This window comes from Vibrio sp. GLN_1, from assembly GCF_043106015.1.
GTDB classification, from domain to species: Bacteria; Pseudomonadota; Gammaproteobacteria; order Enterobacterales; family Vibrionaceae; genus Vibrio; species Vibrio parahaemolyticus.
The window spans coordinates 534036-549238 of the sequence record NZ_JBICMD010000035.1 but is presented as its reverse complement, the minus strand read 5'-3'; the positions used below and the strand labels follow the sequence as shown (position 1 = coordinate 549238).

The 15203-nt window shown below is 46.1% G+C and carries 14 protein-coding genes; 1 reads left to right on the top strand and 13 read right to left on the bottom strand.

Annotated elements, in window-relative coordinates; all coding sequences use genetic code 11:
• Positions 1-37: 37 nt before the first annotated feature.
• The 6 genes from ACF8OV_RS17655 to ACF8OV_RS17630 form a co-directional block, all read right to left on the bottom strand.
• Positions 38-676 carry a response regulator transcription factor gene (locus ACF8OV_RS17655; protein WP_005458063.1) on the bottom strand — a complete coding sequence of 213 codons (639 nt, stop codon included), beginning with the start codon at positions 674-676 and terminating at the stop codon, positions 38-40.
• The gene (locus ACF8OV_RS17650; RefSeq protein ID WP_005458065.1) at positions 660-2024 is read right to left on the bottom strand and encodes a cache domain-containing protein; all 1365 of its coding nucleotides are present in this window, start codon (positions 2022-2024) and stop codon (positions 660-662) included. Before ACF8OV_RS17650 ends, ACF8OV_RS17655 begins: the two co-directional genes overlap by 17 nt.
• Positions 2025-2138: 114 nt before the next feature.
• Positions 2139-3425: a TRAP transporter large permease subunit gene (locus ACF8OV_RS17645; protein ID WP_005483284.1), complete on the bottom strand. Its 1287-nt coding sequence runs from the start codon at positions 3423-3425 to the stop codon at positions 2139-2141.
• A gap of 12 nt (positions 3426-3437) precedes the next feature.
• The gene (locus ACF8OV_RS17640; protein WP_020838784.1) at positions 3438-3977 is read right to left on the bottom strand and encodes a TRAP transporter small permease subunit; all 540 of its coding nucleotides are present in this window, start codon (positions 3975-3977) and stop codon (positions 3438-3440) included.
• A gap of 125 nt (positions 3978-4102) precedes the next feature.
• Positions 4103-5191 carry a TRAP transporter substrate-binding protein gene (locus tag ACF8OV_RS17635; protein WP_005483136.1) on the bottom strand — a complete coding sequence of 363 codons (1089 nt, stop codon included), beginning with the start codon at positions 5189-5191 and terminating at the stop codon, positions 4103-4105.
• A gap of 487 nt (positions 5192-5678) precedes the next feature.
• Positions 5679-6068 (bottom strand): hypothetical protein, encoded by a 390-nt coding sequence (locus ACF8OV_RS17630; protein ID WP_005490722.1) that lies wholly within the window; start codon positions 6066-6068, stop codon positions 5679-5681.
• A 270-nt stretch (positions 6069-6338) separates the two neighbouring features.
• Here ACF8OV_RS17630 and ACF8OV_RS17625 point away from each other — a divergent pair, with 270 nt between their 5' ends.
• Positions 6339-7004: a DUF2982 domain-containing protein gene (locus ACF8OV_RS17625; protein ID WP_005457834.1), complete on the top strand. Its 666-nt coding sequence runs from the start codon at positions 6339-6341 to the stop codon at positions 7002-7004.
• Positions 7005-7024: 20 nt separating this feature from the next.
• Here the strand turns inward: ACF8OV_RS17625 and ACF8OV_RS17620 are convergent, their stop codons facing one another.
• The 7 genes from ACF8OV_RS17620 to ACF8OV_RS17590 all read right to left on the bottom strand — a co-directional run bounded on the left by ACF8OV_RS17620 (position 7025) and on the right by ACF8OV_RS17590 (position 15042).
• A complete protein-coding gene (locus ACF8OV_RS17620; protein WP_005457830.1) occupies positions 7025-7681 on the bottom strand; it encodes an MBL fold metallo-hydrolase in 657 nt (218 codons plus the stop codon).
• A gap of 96 nt (positions 7682-7777) precedes the next feature.
• Positions 7778-8326: a DUF882 domain-containing protein gene (locus tag ACF8OV_RS17615; RefSeq protein ID WP_005457820.1), complete on the bottom strand. Its 549-nt coding sequence runs from the start codon at positions 8324-8326 to the stop codon at positions 7778-7780.
• Positions 8327-8507: 181 nt separating this feature from the next.
• The gene (locus tag ACF8OV_RS17610; RefSeq protein ID WP_023585332.1) at positions 8508-10049 is read right to left on the bottom strand and encodes a murein L,D-transpeptidase; all 1542 of its coding nucleotides are present in this window, start codon (positions 10047-10049) and stop codon (positions 8508-8510) included.
• 152 nt (positions 10050-10201) lie between these two features.
• Positions 10202-11284: a DUF1513 domain-containing protein gene (locus ACF8OV_RS17605; protein WP_025541046.1), complete on the bottom strand. Its 1083-nt coding sequence runs from the start codon at positions 11282-11284 to the stop codon at positions 10202-10204.
• Positions 11265-12302: an imelysin family protein gene (locus ACF8OV_RS17600; RefSeq protein ID WP_140262672.1), complete on the bottom strand. Its 1038-nt coding sequence runs from the start codon at positions 12300-12302 to the stop codon at positions 11265-11267. Before ACF8OV_RS17600 ends, ACF8OV_RS17605 begins: the two co-directional genes overlap by 20 nt.
• A gap of 10 nt (positions 12303-12312) precedes the next feature.
• Positions 12313-13695 (bottom strand): di-heme oxidoredictase family protein, encoded by a 1383-nt coding sequence (locus ACF8OV_RS17595; RefSeq protein ID WP_203504652.1) that lies wholly within the window; start codon positions 13693-13695, stop codon positions 12313-12315.
• A gap of 84 nt (positions 13696-13779) precedes the next feature.
• Complete coding sequence (locus ACF8OV_RS17590) at positions 13780-15042, bottom strand: imelysin family protein (RefSeq protein ID WP_025636141.1); 1263 nt, start codon at positions 15040-15042, stop codon at positions 13780-13782.
• Positions 15043-15203 lie beyond the last annotated feature (161 nt).

Here is a 15203-nt window from a genome sequence, read left to right as displayed (position 1 = left end):
TCACCTCTTTAAGTGCTCGTATTAAACGGGCACTTTTTTATTCCGTCAGCCCCGTTTCAAATGCGTATTTGGCTAATTCCGCTGTCGAATGCAGATCTAATTTATGTTTGATGTTGTGACGATGCGTTTCTACTGTTCGATAGCTGATATTGAGTAACGTCGCGATTTTCTTACTGCTATTGCCTTGTGCTACCAACCTCAAGACCGCCTCTTCTCGTCGACTAAGCGGATTGGGTTTATGATGAGCGGGTTTGATTTCTTGCGTAAAGAGCGTCTGAGTTACGGACTCGCAAAAATAGGTTGAACCTTGGTTCACGGTTTTGATGGCTTGCACCATTTTCTCGGCTGAAATTTCCTTGAGCATGTACCCCACCGCCCCTGCCTGCATCACTTTCATGATGTATTCGCGGTTATCATGCATCGTAAGCATGAGAATTTTACTCTCTGGTAATTCCTCTTTAATCACACCCGTTGCTTCGATGCCATTCATGATTGGCATGCTGATGTCCATAAGCACAACATCCGGACGCAAATGCTTAACGACCTCAATCGCTTCCAAGCCGTTGCTTGCCGTGCCAATCACATCAATGTCCGGCTCCAGCTCTAAACGCGCGATAAATCCATCTAACACCACTTGGTGATCATCGACGATCACCACACTAATCGGTTTGTCCATAAACTAATTCATCCAAATTCAAAAGCACGGTAATTTCCGTGCCTAAACCAAGCTCACTCATGAGTTCGAACTCGCCACCAATAAACTCCACACGTTCTTGCATGTTGCGCAAACCAATCCCTTGGCGATGCACAGCTTGGTTGACGACAAACCCTACGCCATCGTCTCTTATGAGTAATTGCAGCATATTGCCCATTTTTTGCAAAATCACCGTCACTTTTTTCGCTTTTGCATGCTTTTCAATGTTATTTAGCGACTCTTGCGCAACTCGGTACAACGTTGTTGCGACTTCGGAGGTCAACTTGTGCTGTTGAGTGTCAAAATGGCTGTCGATATCAATCCCAGAGTGTGAATGAAAATCTTGCAGCAATGTCGTCAACGCAGCTTCCAAACCGATATCATCCAATGCGCTTGGGCGAAGTTGATGGGAAATGTGCCGCACTTCATTAATTGCCGTCACCAAAGAGCGTTGTGATTTGTCGAGATGCGACTTGAGCTTTTCATCTTGCAATCGATGGCTCATTAAATCCAAATGACATTTACTCGATACCAGAAGCTGATTGATCCCATCGTGCAACTCGCGCGCTAAATGCTTCTTCTCATCTTCTTGAAACATTACCGTTTTGTGGGCAAGTTCTTTGAGGTTTTTATCGGCAAGTCGATGCTCATGTAAATTGATGGCTAAAGTCAGCACAATGATCACCGCCACTGTGACCACCAAAATCACCACCACGGAAAAAAACGTGGTCTCGATGTTTTTGTTCACCGCAGCACGCATGTTCGCGACTTCTTGGCTGACATCTTCAATGTAAAGACCAGTGCCAATCATCCACTCCCATTTATCCAACCATGCGGCGTAACTCAGCTTGGGTACAATGTCGCCAGTCGAGGGTTTCTGCCACAAGTATTGGTGAAAGCCGCCTCCGGATTGCGCTTGGTAAAGCAACGCTTCTATAAGCCTGTCGCCATTTTCGTCTTCTAGGTGAAGTAAGTTCTCCCCAACCAATTCAGGGAGAACGGGATGTACGAGGTTAGTGCCGTGTTTATCGTAAGCAAAGAAGTACCCATCAGAGCCGTAAGTTAGGCGATTGAGAATGGCCTTCACTCGCGCTTTAGCGACACGTTCTTCAATCGTCGAATCGTTGTAAATGTGGGAAATGGCATCAAATGCGACATCAACGGTATCTTTGAGCGCAGCTTCTTTGGATTGAATGAGGTTTTGATGGAAGATCTCCACCTCTCGTTGACCCAATGTTTTGGCCTGATAAATGGAAATCCAACTGATGCTTGCCGACACTAAAACCACCGGAATCAGTGTCAGCAAAATTAACTTGGCTTTGAGAGGCATCCTTCCCTCCATGAAACGCTGCCCAAAGGGTCAATATGCCCCAAGAGCAGCTTAACAACTTGTCTCAAAAGGTGAAGACTCTCAGCTCACAAAATCTCTTTTATTCCTTAGCCATTAACCCATGCCGTAGAAACTTGGGAAAAACAGTAAGGAGGCAAGGACGAGAATTTGAATCGCAATGAATGGCATCACGCCACGATAAATATCCCGTGTAGTCACGCCTGCAGGCGCAACCCCTTTCAAATAGAACAAGCTGAAGCCAAATGGCGGTGTTAAGAAGGAGGTTTGTAAGTTCATCGCGATGAGAATAGCAAACCATGTCATGTTGATGCCGAGCAGCTCAGCAACCGGTGCGATAATAGGAACGATGATGAAACAGATTTCAACGAAGTCGATAAAGAAGCCCAGAATCAAAATCACAATCATCGTAATGATCAAGAAGCCCCATTTCTCACCCGGGATCTGCAACATCCATTCTTCGACCAGATAGTCACCGCCTGTATACGTAAACGCCATCGAGAACGCCGTCGCACCCAGCAAAATCGCGAACACCATCGCGGTCACTTTAACTGTCTCTTTTGACGCATCGTAGACCATTGACCAACTAAATTGCTTGTACAGTACGGCGAGAACAATCGCCCCCGCCCCGCCCAGTGCTGCCGATTCCGTTGGCGTTGCAACACCGGCAAAGATGGAGCCCAACACAACAATGATCAACGCCAATGGTGGTAATACAGCTTTCAGCGCCTTGATCACTTCTTCCCTGCGGCTGAGAGACTCATCACGTTCAATCGGCTGCGCTGCTTCAGGGTTAAGCTTGGCGTAAATAAGGATGTAAACAACGTATGCACCCACTAGCGCGATACCCGGCCACACGGCCGCTTGGAACAAATCTCCCACTGGCACGCCAAGCACATCGCCGAGCAAAATGAGTACGATGGAAGGTGGAATAATTTGCCCCAACGTACCTGAAGCACAAATGGTTCCGCACGCGAGGCCTTTGTCATAGTTGTATTTGAGCATCACAGGCAGAGAGATCAACCCCATGGCCACCACCGATGCTCCCACTACGCCAGTCGATGCCGCAAGTAGCGCGCCCACCAGCACCGTCGAAATTGCGATGCCGCCACGGACGCCACCAAACAGACGCCCCATCGATTCCAGCAGCTGCTCTGCTAGCTTCGTTTTTTGCAGCACGAGCCCCATGAAAACAAACAGCGGTACAGCCATCAGCACCGTGTTTTCCATGATGGATTGAATTCGATATGGCATGAAGGCAAACATGTCCATGCCCTCTGCCCAAACACCAAAAATAAGAGCAATACCGCCGAATGTGAACGCGACGGGAAACCCGAGCAGTAACGCAAAGAGCGCCACAAAAAACATCACTATACCGATCATAATGACTTCCTTTTACGACTTACCGTTGCTACCGGCATAGATAAGATGAGGGTTAACGATTTTATTGACTGAGTGCAGCAGCAAACCAACGCCACTCACCGCCATAAATAAGAAAGACACCGGGATCATGCCTTTGATTATCCATCGATACGGCAAACCACCTGGATCACCAGACGTCTCGCCCAAGGCATAACTCTCTTTCGCGAAATCAATACCAAACCATGCGACCAGCAAACAAAAAGGAAAGAGGAAAAACAGGGTGCCGATGATGTCGATGATGGATTGCGCTTTATATGACAGTCGCTCATAAAAAATGTCGACTCGGACGTGACCGCCGGATTTGATGGCATAAGGCACGCCAAGCAAAAAGACAGCAGAGAATAAGTGCCACTCCATTTCTTGAAACGCGATAGACACATCGTTAAACACGTAACGCATCACAACGTCATACACCACGTTCAACAACAACAAAATGAAGAGGATGCTGGATAACCACCCCAGAAAATCACCAAAGCGGTTGAAGATTCGCTCAATATAGATAAGGCTTCTCATTCCGAACTCCATGGAACGTGTGGGTTGGCTCCGCAGTATCTACGGAGCGTTTTTATGATTTTTATTTGAAATTTTTCTTGGGCTTCCTCGTCGGCCAAATCATACGATTTGGCCAGACCGAGTTTTTATTGCGCTTGGCTATTCAAGTACGCTCGGTGCGAGATGTTCGACCATGGACGAACTTGCTTAATGTAGTTCGCTTGAGATTCTTGAATCTCTTTTGCCAACGCATCTTCCTCAGCATGCTGTTTAAGCAGCTTGTCATTGGCAGCACGCAGCGCATCCATCACCTCAGGTGGGAAATCTTTTACTTCCACATTTGGGTACTCAGACTGAATAGATGCCCAGTTTTTGCCGCTTTCATGCTTCGATTGCGTGTACATGTCGTACGCAGCGGTTTTCATCGCGACTTGGAGAATTGCTTTCAGATCATCCGGTAGACGCTCCCAAGTTCGCTTATTGACGAGGAACTGAAGCTCAGTCGCAGGCTCATGCCAACCTGTGTAGTAGTAAGGCGCAATTTTGTGAAAGCCCATACGTAAGTCCAAAGACGGACCTACCCACTCCAACGCATCGATAGTACGACGCTCAAGTGAGGTATAAAGCTCACCCGGTGCAATGTTGGTTGGCTTCGCGCCTAATTCTGCCAAGATTTCACCCGCAAAACCCGGAATACGCATCTTCAACCCTTGCAGGTCATCGACCGACTTAATTTCTTTTTGGAACCAGCCGCCCATCTGAACATCGGTGTTACCACCAGGGAAAGACATCAAGTTGTGCGGAGAGTAAACCTTCTCCATCAACTCCATCCCGCCACCGTAGTAGAACCATGCGTATTGTTCTGTCGGCAACATTCCGAAAGGCATAGAAGTGAAGTAAAGCGTATTTGGCACTTTGCCTTTCCAGTAATAAGACGCAGAGTGTCCCATGTCGTATTGGCCGGATTTCACCATGTCAAATACGCCAAATGGTGCTTTGTGTTTGTTCGCAGAGTCAATACGAATTTGTAGACGACCATTTGACATTTCCTCTGCCATTTTCGCCATATTTTTCGTCGTGTCGCCAAAGATTGGGAAGTTAGGCCCCCACGTTTCAGCCAGCTTTAGGCGATATACTTTTTCAGCAGCACTTGCAGAAGTTGCCACGAATGTCATCGCTGCCACTACGGCAGTCATTTTGAGCACTCGTTTCAAAGATTTTTGGATAAGACTCATCGTTCACGTCCTTTGTCACCAAGGTTATTGTTGTCATCCATTTCATGCGGATTTGAAGTACGACAAGCTGACCAGCACCATTCTCATGTCAAAACACGAGCCGAGTAGCGACGCTTGAAGTAACTTGGGTATAAAGATGTAACAATGTTGTCTAATTCGAAATGGGCGTGAACACGCAAGTTATCTTAGTATCAATAACCTGATTAGCCCTTAGTATTACGTATTTATACGTAGGAGATTAGATGGTGGTAATGTTATAACGCCTTAAATCATTAAGTTATGAATCAGGCATGAAAGGCATTATTTGGAAAGCTACTTACGTATTAACTTGCCAAAAAATTTACACAGTATTTAAAAAAATGTGACAAACGCCATTTTTGTATCGCTAAAATACACGCTTGTTTAGAAGGGAAAGTTAAGAAATTAGGGCAAAAAAATACCTCGGCGATCACCGAGGCATTGTATAAAAACAGAACAATAGCGGTAATTAAACTGCTTTGTAGATAACTTTGTTACCTGCCAACTGCTCTTTTTGAACTAGGTTTTCTTCAAGAAGCTTCTTCAGTGCGCCAGTAGCCCATGATGCTGCTTTAGCGTCTTCTTGACCCGCTGCTAAACCGATGCCTTTAGGGTTGATACCTTCAGCATTCGCTACAACGATGTCTAGTACTTGTTGTTGCTTAGGAGTAAGTGCAACATCAACAGTTTTCGCTGCAGCTACTTTCTTCTCAGCTACTGCTTTCTCCACAACAGGTTTTACTGCTGCTTTTTCCGCAACAGGCTTTGCTGTTTTTGGTGCTGCAGCTAGGTTTGCTACTGTCGCTTTAATGCGTTTTTGCAGTTTCATCTGCACTTTACGCTTATGAGCAAGTCTCATTGAATATTTCTCCAGTTCACTGCATCTCAGCAGGGATGAAAATTTGAAGCGCGTTTTATACCAAAATTTACAATCGATTTGTAGGTTTTAGCGGCGAAACGCTACGAAAAATGCGCTCAAAGCTTAGAACGTCTACTATTTAAACAGATCATTTGTGAACGGATTTATTGAATACTGGGTATAAAAACAGAGGTTTCGTTTTGATTAAAAGCATCAAGCTGCATATCAAGAAATCTCGATTTTATTTAGAGTATTCATTGAGGTATGAGCATGGAAACGCTGCATCTAACAAATTCACACTTCAAGTCTGATTCGCCAATCAACAGATTGATTTTGTTGCTCGTTGCGCTCATTACGCTATTTCTTGTCGTGATTTCTCCGGGTTGGAAACAAGCAATGCTTTCCGTCATTTTGATGGCAATCATCGTCGGTTTCGCCGTCCTGATGATTAAGAAAAGCCAAGTCACTTTCACATTGACCGCCTCGCACTTTCAGCAACACCTGTTTAAAGGCGGTTGGGTTGTCCGTTGGCGAAATATTGAGTCCATTGGTATATGCAGTTATCAACAAGACGGTTGGCATCAACCGCTCCCGTGGATAGGCATCCGCTTGAAGCACTATTCCCCTTACCTTGATGCAATTTGCCCGCGTATCGCGACGGAGATTTTACTTAGCCAACGCGCTTTGTTGTATCTGGGCGCAAGGCAGAACCATTGTGAAGAGAAATTTGAAGACATGGTGCTCGACCCACAACCGTACACTAGCAAAGCGGGAAAACAATACGACGGTTTGCAAGCCATGTTGGCGAATAGAATGAAGTATCAGAGAGAATTTTACGGCTATGATGTGTTTATTTCTGCCAGTGATTTAGACAGGGAAGCCGACGAATTTGTAGGGCTGACTCGGCGATACTTAGCGGCCGCCGAGCCAGAATAATAACGAGTACAGACAAGGCGCTAGTACAGTGGCATCTCGTCAGCAACAAACGGGTTGGTTTTGCGCTCGTGACCGAAGGTAGATTGAGGACCATGACCTGGTACAAATGTAACATCGTTACCTAGAGGCCAAAGTTTCTCTTTAATTGAACTAATCAACGTATTGAAGTCGCCTTGAGGGAAGTCAGTACGACCAATGCTACCGTTAAACAGAACATCACCAACAAACGCTAAACGCGCTTCTTCACTATAAAGCACTACGTGACCTGGCGTATGGCCGGGGGTATGGATAACATTCAGTTTTTGATTACCAAAAGTGACAACGTCACCTTCATTCAACCATTGATTCGGCTCAAATGCCTCAGTTAGAGGGAAACCGAACATTTTGCTTTGCCCTTCCAAACCTTGTAGCCAGAAGTTATCCGCTTTGTGCGGACCAACGATTTCTGTTCCGCCTAACAGCGCTGATAATGGCTCAGTACCGCCAACGTGATCTAAGTGACCATGGGTCAATACCAATTTCACCACATCAACACCTAGCTCTTTGATGAGCATTGCAAGCTGTTTTTCGTCACCGCCTGGGTCAACAACGATGCCTTTCATCGTTTCGTCACACCACACGATAGAACAGTTTTGAGAAAAAGAAGTCACTGGGACAACTTGGTATTTCAGAGCCATAGATAACCTATTACCGAATAAATTTGCGTGAAAACTGCCGCAACTATGACACTAACCCTAGGCGACTTCAAGACTTACGCCAGCCCTAAAATAGGCTTACCAACTGCGTACTGCACCCGTATCAATGTGGACAAAGTTACTGCCCGGATAGTATCCAACACCACCAGCCTTCAAACTGATTGCCGCATCACGCACCGTAGACAGCTTTACACCATCGAGACGAAAATCAATCGCCTTCCCTTCCATGTGTAGACTCTTCTTAGCAACACCAGTAGAACCGCTGCGCAGGGACGCATTGGTCACAGGAGAACGGTAGCCAGAAATCACGATAACTTCGGATTCAGTACCGATGAGCTTTTGAATTTGGCTGATTTGATCGAACAGACGTTTATCCATTGGATGCACTTCATTACGGCGATGATCACGGCAGAACTCATTCAAACGCTGCAATTCTTTGCCGACGTAGCGATTGCCATCGAAGTAGCACGTCTCGAGAAGCTCACCCGTATTCAAGTTATTCATGGCTAACACGCGTGGTTCATCCGGAAGTGAAGCCCATGAAAGTGTAGGCATTGCAGACGCCAGTACGACACCACCAGCGGTCATTTTAAGGAAATCACGGCGAGAAAAATTACGACTTACCATAAACAAAAACACTGCTCAATTACTAAACAAAGAAAGCGGACGATACCGAAACCAATTTATCTCGTCAAATGCATAAATTGGTCCGGAATATCGAAGTCGCGCTAAAATTTTTGTTTACTTATTGAACAGAAAACGATTTTTTAGAATTGTAAATTTTCTTAAATTTACGAGCCATGCAGGCTTAGCCTTGATGGTCGTATTTGTAGATGTCATCTCGGTAATACAGCGTACCTTCTTCCAACCAAGCTGTTTGGTAGATGATGTGTACCGGAATACGCTCCCCTAGTGGCACCGAAGTCGTTGATGAACGAGCGCTTTCCCGCTTTTTCTCTAAACGCTCTTCCAAACCTTGAGTTTTGAACAGAAGCTCTGCAAGTTGATCGGCGTTTTCTACTCGAACACAACCCGAGCTAAACGCCCTTCTATCTTGTTGGAACAAGTTTTTACTTGGAGTGTCGTGTAGATATATGGCTTGTGGGTTCGGCATGTTGAATTTGTACAAACCCAACGCATTGTGCGAACCAGAAGCCTGACGCATGCGGTACGGGAAGGTTCTTGGATTAACTGTTGCCCAGTTGATCGTGGTTGGATCGATGATTTCACGCGACGTCCAAGAACGGATGATTTGAATGTTATGTTCCATTAAATACATCGGATTGCGTTTCACTTTTGGAATAATGTCTTTCACCATGATTTTCCAAGGCACATTCCAAGTTGGATTTAAGATCACCGAATCTAGCGTTCCCGTCATGATTGGGGTTTTTCTTGAAGCTCGACCAACCACAACTTTTGATTCAAACAGTGGCTGACCATCATGCCAGTAAGTGACTTCATAACCCGGCACATTCACAAACACGACATTGTCTCGTTCTTTCGCCCAAATACGAGAACGCTCCGCATTCAATGCCAGCAAGTGTAAACGTTGTTGAGGAGAGAAGTTGATCCAACGAATGGTGTTCGGACCAATTACGCCATCTTGGTTCAAGCCATGAATACGCTGGAACTCTTTCACCGCCAGCTCCAAATTTTCATCGTATTGCGGTATTTCTGAATCGATGTAACTGACATCCACTCCGACGATCGCCATGCGTTCAACAAGGGTTGATTTGTTTTCTATCGGATCACCGACGCGCAACAGACCTTTTTGCTCATAGAAAGGATATTGATATTGCGAGAATTCAGAAAGCGAAGCAAATACCGTATTAAATGAGGCATCCATTTGCAAAGGCGAGCGCAAGCTGGCTAAAAACTGATCCAGCTTCCCTACCGTGATCTCATTGCTCAGTACCGATAGCGTATCCACACTAGGCGCAGGAAAGCTCACATGGGCTTTATTTGCAAACAACCAGTTAACGCCTTCTTGAGGAACCTGCTCAAGATAGCTGAGGTACATAAGGAGGGAATCGGTCATCACCAAATCGAAGTCAAGGTTGTCTCCTTTCCATCTTACTTGGTTAATACGATGCAATTGGTTGTCAAACTCTTTGGAGACGTCAGCAAGCGCGACCAGCTTCATCTGAAAAATGAACTGTTCAACATCGCTCTCATTTTCCCAATTCAAACGGTAATTCGTACTTTGATAAAGTTGATCAATCACCGTTGGATAATGGATCATTTTTTCGACAGACAACTGCTCTACGGCCCCTTCTTGCTCCGTTTGGGCAGAAACATCGAGAGAAACCACGGTAGAAAAGCTGCAAAACGGCACCATAAGTGCCGTCATTATTAAAACCCTAGCAAACACTGAAACGATCCTTGCGCTACTTGCCATAAAAAAAGTATGGCAAATATCTCACAGCTTGCAGGTTTAAAATTAAGAATCTGATGACGAAATCGACAACAAATCTCTCAATAAGAGATTATTTATTGAACTTTTTAAATAATTCGTGACCAATGATTGTCCCATTGAACACCGCTTGAGTATGCGTTTTTGAATTGCGAAGGTTTCTGTTCAACGACTTTTCCCGCTCCAGAACTGACGCGAAACTCATCGCCGTAAATCACCACACCAGACGCATCTGGCAGTGCATTCAGCTCCACCAGCTTGCCCGTTTCTTTAGACCAAATGCCATAACAACTGCCCGGAGGTGATGTTGCTAAAATCCAATCATTGGTTGCAGCAATACTGGCTATATAGTGATTAAAGCGTGCCCATTCTTCAGGTTCTGCTTGCAGTGTTTGCATCTCGCCTCCACGCGTATGCATGGCGAGCAAAGCAGGATATTCGTCAGGTTCTCCGCGATATTGCTGGCCGCACAACACCGTTTCTGAACCATCATGCGCAAGGTGACGAATGCTCAGCTTATGATCCGGCAACGCAACTTGATCAAGCAACTCGCCGTTTTGCGAAAGGTAGCTCAAGCTCGGCGTCATGCTGTCCAAATTCAAAGGCTCACGACCATTAGTATGCACCCCACCCACACCAATCGCTAACGTGCCATCGGGCATCATGATCACTTCATGAGGCCCAATGCCGAATCCCGATAACTCAGCGATTTTTCGGTATTGGTTTTTAACATCGTAAACACCGATGATACCTCGGCTAGTGCCTCTTTCGCCTTCCGTAGCGAAGAGATAAAGACCATCGTGAGAATAAACGCCGTGGCCGTAAAAATGGCGCTCCGGTTTTGCCAGTTCCAACTTGAGCATTTGTTCTGTTCGATAGTCGAACACCATAAAGAAAGTGCCAGGACGTCGACCAAAAACAACCGCGTGGCCATGCTGATTGGTCGCCACGCCATGTCCACGTTCAGGGATAGGTAACGTCGAAATAGGCATACCATGTTCATCAGCCACCACGGCAGCAAACTTATCTCGCCCGACAATGGAACAACCAATCAATGCGGGCTCTCGCTTTGTTGTCGCCGCACAACCAAACGGCAACACGGGAGTTGCCGCTCCAAATAGTGCCGCTTTTAGAAGCGTTCGGCGGGTTTGATCAGTCACCATCGGTTGCATTAAACCCTATAACGACACCAAGCTCGATAGCCACCTCTTCATGGATGAGGTATTTAAGTTGTTCTAGCTTGTTGTATTGCGCGAGAACCAAACGATATCCGTCCACACTTTGTAGTGCAGAGAACAGGCTTTTATCTTCAGGCCAAGTCTCTAAAGCCATGTCAAACTGATACGCGACGCGATCCGCCAATTGCGTTTTACCTTGCGCCCTTAACAGCGCATCTAAACCTTTACCGTTCGCAAAATACAACTGATGCAAGCTTTCTAAGTTAGCTTTTAAGTTAGAGAGCGAGGTTTCTGAGCGCCAAGACTCCGAGAAGTAAGGACGAGGATGCCCTATCTTGGCTAGCGGACGGCTGAGCTTTTTCATGCTGTATTCTAGCTGGTTAGAAAGCAGCGAAATGTACTCCGATTCCCACTCTGTCTTTTGCAAAGACTTCCACGGGTTTTCAGCCCAAGAATTCGCGATGATCTGTGCTTTATCGTGCAAATTTTCGGCAATCGCAACACCTGATTCACACACATTGCTATTGGTGTTAAGCGTGGATGCATCATCATAAAGTAACCATTCCAACGCCCCCAGACCTTGCACAGTCACGCTTTGTGTCGATATCTCTTCCACTGTCCAAACTTTATCGGCTTTAGTCAGCGCCGACATTTTACGCCCGGTGGTATTTTTTTTATCGGGCCAGAATTGTACGTTCCAGCTTTGCTCCAGCGCGGTCGCGGGGCCACGCTCTTGCCCTTGAAGCGCCATCCAAGCCAGCATGGTGCTGTGCCATTGTTGTTGTACTGGTTCCACGTCATTTTTCGGCGCCGAACAAAAATCAGCAAAGCTCTGTTCTAACTGCGAAGCTTGGCTTAAAAATGACTGTGCGGCATGAAACTCCACTTCGTAAACAGCTTGAGAAATATGGCTAGTTTGCTCTGGTTGTGCATCCGACGAGCCCGTTGTCGATTGGCAACCAACTAAGCTTAGCGTTGCAACAACAGCGCTCATTAATGTTGTTTTCTTCATGGTTGCATCCTTACAGAGAGTTCAGAAACGCGATCAATGCGTCACGTTCTTTTTGGTTAAGCGATAGCACGTTTTGTTTCGCTTGTTCCGCTTCACCACCATGCCAAAGCACCGCTTCCATCAAGTTACGTGCTCGACCATCATGTAAGAAATACGTGTGACCGTTCACTTCTTCTGTGTAACCAATCCCCCAAAGTGGTGGCGTACGCCATTCACGGCCATTGGCAAGATATTCAGGTCGATGATCAGCAAGGCCCTCTCCCATGTCATGCAACAGCAGATCGGTATACGGGTGGATAAGTTGCTCTGAAAGCGCAGGCCGGTCTGCTCGTTTTGTCGTTTTTACACTGGTTTTATGGCAGCTTTCGCACCCCGAAGCAGCAAAGATCTTTTGGCCAAGCTGAACATCAGGATCATTCACATTTCGACGAATCGGCACGGCTAAGTGTTGGCTGTAAAACTCTACGAAGTCGAGTATGTTTTGGCTTACTTCTGGCTTGCCGCCATTTGGCAACTCCTCACAAAGGGATTGCTTCGCCGTGCAATTTTCATTCGGGAACAAGTGACTTGTTAGACCGACATCACCATTAAACGCGGCCGCATTTTGCTGCATCAACGTTGGTTGTCCTGCTTTCCATCCAAAACGGCCAATCGAAAAGTCGCCTTTTTCGATGTCCCAAACTTTATTCACCTTGCCTGAGATGCCATCGCTATCACGGTCATTTTCGTCTGCCCACTTAAGCAACGTTTCATCAGGAATACTTTCTAGCAAACCTAAACCAATCATAGGTGGTGCGACACGAGCGGAAAACTGCGTCTCTGGGTGCATGTCCCCATAACCTAAATCGGTAATTTTCAGCGTAGGCTTTCTCAACGTCACTTTGGTGCCATCTTTAAACTCAACGGGAACGTCCGTATAAGTAATAGCAATTTTGCCCTCTGGCGTTTGGTCTTGCAGAGCAAAATCTTGCAGTTGCCCGCCATACGTAGGCTCCGGAATACCGCCATCCATGATGTAAGCTTTCTTCTGCTCTGGCGTCATCGCCGGGATACTCAAACGCACCAACATAGACACGGCATGAATGTCGTCTTTTTCAGGAGGATGCCCACGGCCATCTTTTATGTGGCAATTCTGACAACCATTGGTGTTGAAAAGGGGGCCAAGGCCGTCTCTTGCATCTGTAGTCGCTGGCGCTTGCACCCATGGGTTACGGAAAAAACTATTGCCCACACTAAAATCAAGTCGCTTACTCATTGGCAAGTTCGTCGCGGGTAATGAATAGGCATTAGCACCGTCTTTTTTGACACTGGTGTTGCCACCAGACTTAACATCGTAAGCCATGGCAGAAGTCGAAAGGATCGCGGCAAAGGCGGAAAGTAGGTATGGCTTCATATCACTGCTCTTATATGAATGGATAACAACGAGCTCTAACGGCAAAAGGGCTCACGATGAGCCCTTGTTTATTATTATGTGTTCTTAAAACTCGTGGTCTGCGGTGTCTGGGCTTAGGCTATCGATGCCGACAATACCCGCTGCACGCTCAATAGCACCGGTTTGTGCAACCAACGCCATGATAGTGTCGTTAACCAGAGCATTGCCTTGAGCATTACCCGCAGCAATAAGTTGGTCGAAATGCTGATTGTGTTTTTCAGCAGAAGTCACCAACTCGCCAACTTGACTGCGTGTTACGTCAAATTGCTTCTGGATTTCTTCAGCGGCTTTCTTATCTTCCTGAGCAACTAGGTTTGCGATACTTGGACCAGTAAGAACCGTGCCATCTTGGCGGCTGTATGTACCCGTATAAACGTTGTAGATACCTTGCTCGTTGTAGTAATGCGAGTTGTGCGTGTTATCCGAGAAGCAATCGTGCTCGTCTTCCGTAGAGTTCGCTTCTAGCGCAACTTTCATACGCTCACCAGCTAACTCACCCAAAGACAAAGAGCCCATACCAAACAGCATTTTACGTAGACCATTATCTGCAGAACCTTTTAGTAGCTCTTGACGGTAGTTGCCTTTTTCATCAGCAGACCACTGTTTTTCCATCCATTCAAGATCTTGAACCAGTAGATCGGCCGCGGCTTTTAAGTACTCACCGCGACGATCGCAGTGACCATTTGTACAACCAGAACCAACAACAAAGTCCGTGTAAGCACGCTGACCTGCACCTGCATTTGTGCCGTTCAGATCTTGTCCCCATAGAAGAAATTCGATCGCGTGATAACCCGTTGCTACGTTTGCTTCTGAGCCACCTACTTCGTTCAAGCTAGCAAGTAATTCTGGAGTAATTTTTGCCACGTCAAGCTTAGACGGGCCGATCGTTAGGCTTGTGTTGGCAATGATATTTGCCGCTGCACCTTCGTTACCAAGCTCATATTGGTAGTCAGCAGCTACATAATCGATAAGACCTTCGTCAAGTGGCCAGGCATTAAGTTGACCTTCCCAATCGTCGACTACTGCGTTGCCAAAACGGAAAACTTCAGACTGTTGGTATGGCACGCGGGACTCTAGCCAAGCTTGCTTAACGTCTTCAAGCTTTGCCTCAGATGGTGCTTTTAAAAATTCATCGATTTTCACTTCCAACGTTTTTGCCGTCGTCAGTGAGTCAGCAAATACGGCGTGAGCCACATCTGCATAATGTTCAACAACTTGTTGTTTTGTTACTTGAGCAGCAACGGTAGTACCACTGGCAATGAGGAGTGAAGCAGCAATAGATTGGACTAATACTGTTTTTGCATTCATCTGAAGCATCCTTGTTGAGCAATTCATTTGTTATATTCGTAGTGCTAATTATTCTTATTTGCACTTTTAGTCACGAGATAATACAAATTTACAATTTATTTGCAACTCCAGATACAAAAAAAGCCTCATCACTGTGAGGCTTTTAACATTCATAATTGACA

Bases quoted from the DNA above. Each gene is read 5' to 3' on its own strand.
- ACF8OV_RS17655 (WP_005458063.1), bottom strand. From the start codon at position 676: ATGGACAAACCGATTAGTGTGGTGATCGTCGATGATCACCAAGTGGTG.
- ACF8OV_RS17650 (WP_005458065.1), bottom strand. From the start codon at position 2,024: ATGCCTCTCAAAGCCAAGTTAATTTTGCTGACACTGATTCCGGTGGTT.
- ACF8OV_RS17645 (WP_005483284.1), bottom strand. From the start codon at position 3,425: ATGATCGGTATAGTGATGTTTTTTGTGGCGCTCTTTGCGTTACTGCTC.
- ACF8OV_RS17640 (WP_020838784.1), bottom strand. From the start codon at position 3,977: ATGAGAAGCCTTATCTATATTGAGCGAATCTTCAACCGCTTTGGTGAT.
- ACF8OV_RS17635 (WP_005483136.1), bottom strand. From the start codon at position 5,191: ATGAGTCTTATCCAAAAATCTTTGAAACGAGTGCTCAAAATGACTGCC.
- ACF8OV_RS17630 (WP_005490722.1), bottom strand. From the start codon at position 6,068: ATGAGACTTGCTCATAAGCGTAAAGTGCAGATGAAACTGCAAAAACGC.
- ACF8OV_RS17625 (WP_005457834.1), top strand. From the start codon at position 6,339: ATGGAAACGCTGCATCTAACAAATTCACACTTCAAGTCTGATTCGCCA.
- ACF8OV_RS17620 (WP_005457830.1), bottom strand. From the start codon at position 7,681: ATGGCTCTGAAATACCAAGTTGTCCCAGTGACTTCTTTTTCTCAAAAC.
- ACF8OV_RS17615 (WP_005457820.1), bottom strand. From the start codon at position 8,326: ATGGTAAGTCGTAATTTTTCTCGCCGTGATTTCCTTAAAATGACCGCT.
- ACF8OV_RS17610 (WP_023585332.1), bottom strand. From the start codon at position 10,049: ATGACGGCACTTATGGTGCCGTTTTGCAGCTTTTCTACCGTGGTTTCT.
- ACF8OV_RS17605 (WP_025541046.1), bottom strand. From the start codon at position 11,284: ATGCAACCGATGGTGACTGATCAAACCCGCCGAACGCTTCTAAAAGCG.
- ACF8OV_RS17600 (WP_140262672.1), bottom strand. From the start codon at position 12,302: ATGAAGAAAACAACATTAATGAGCGCTGTTGTTGCAACGCTAAGCTTA.
- ACF8OV_RS17595 (WP_203504652.1), bottom strand. From the start codon at position 13,695: ATGAAGCCATACCTACTTTCCGCCTTTGCCGCGATCCTTTCGACTTCT.
- ACF8OV_RS17590 (WP_025636141.1), bottom strand. From the start codon at position 15,042: ATGAATGCAAAAACAGTATTAGTCCAATCTATTGCTGCTTCACTCCTC.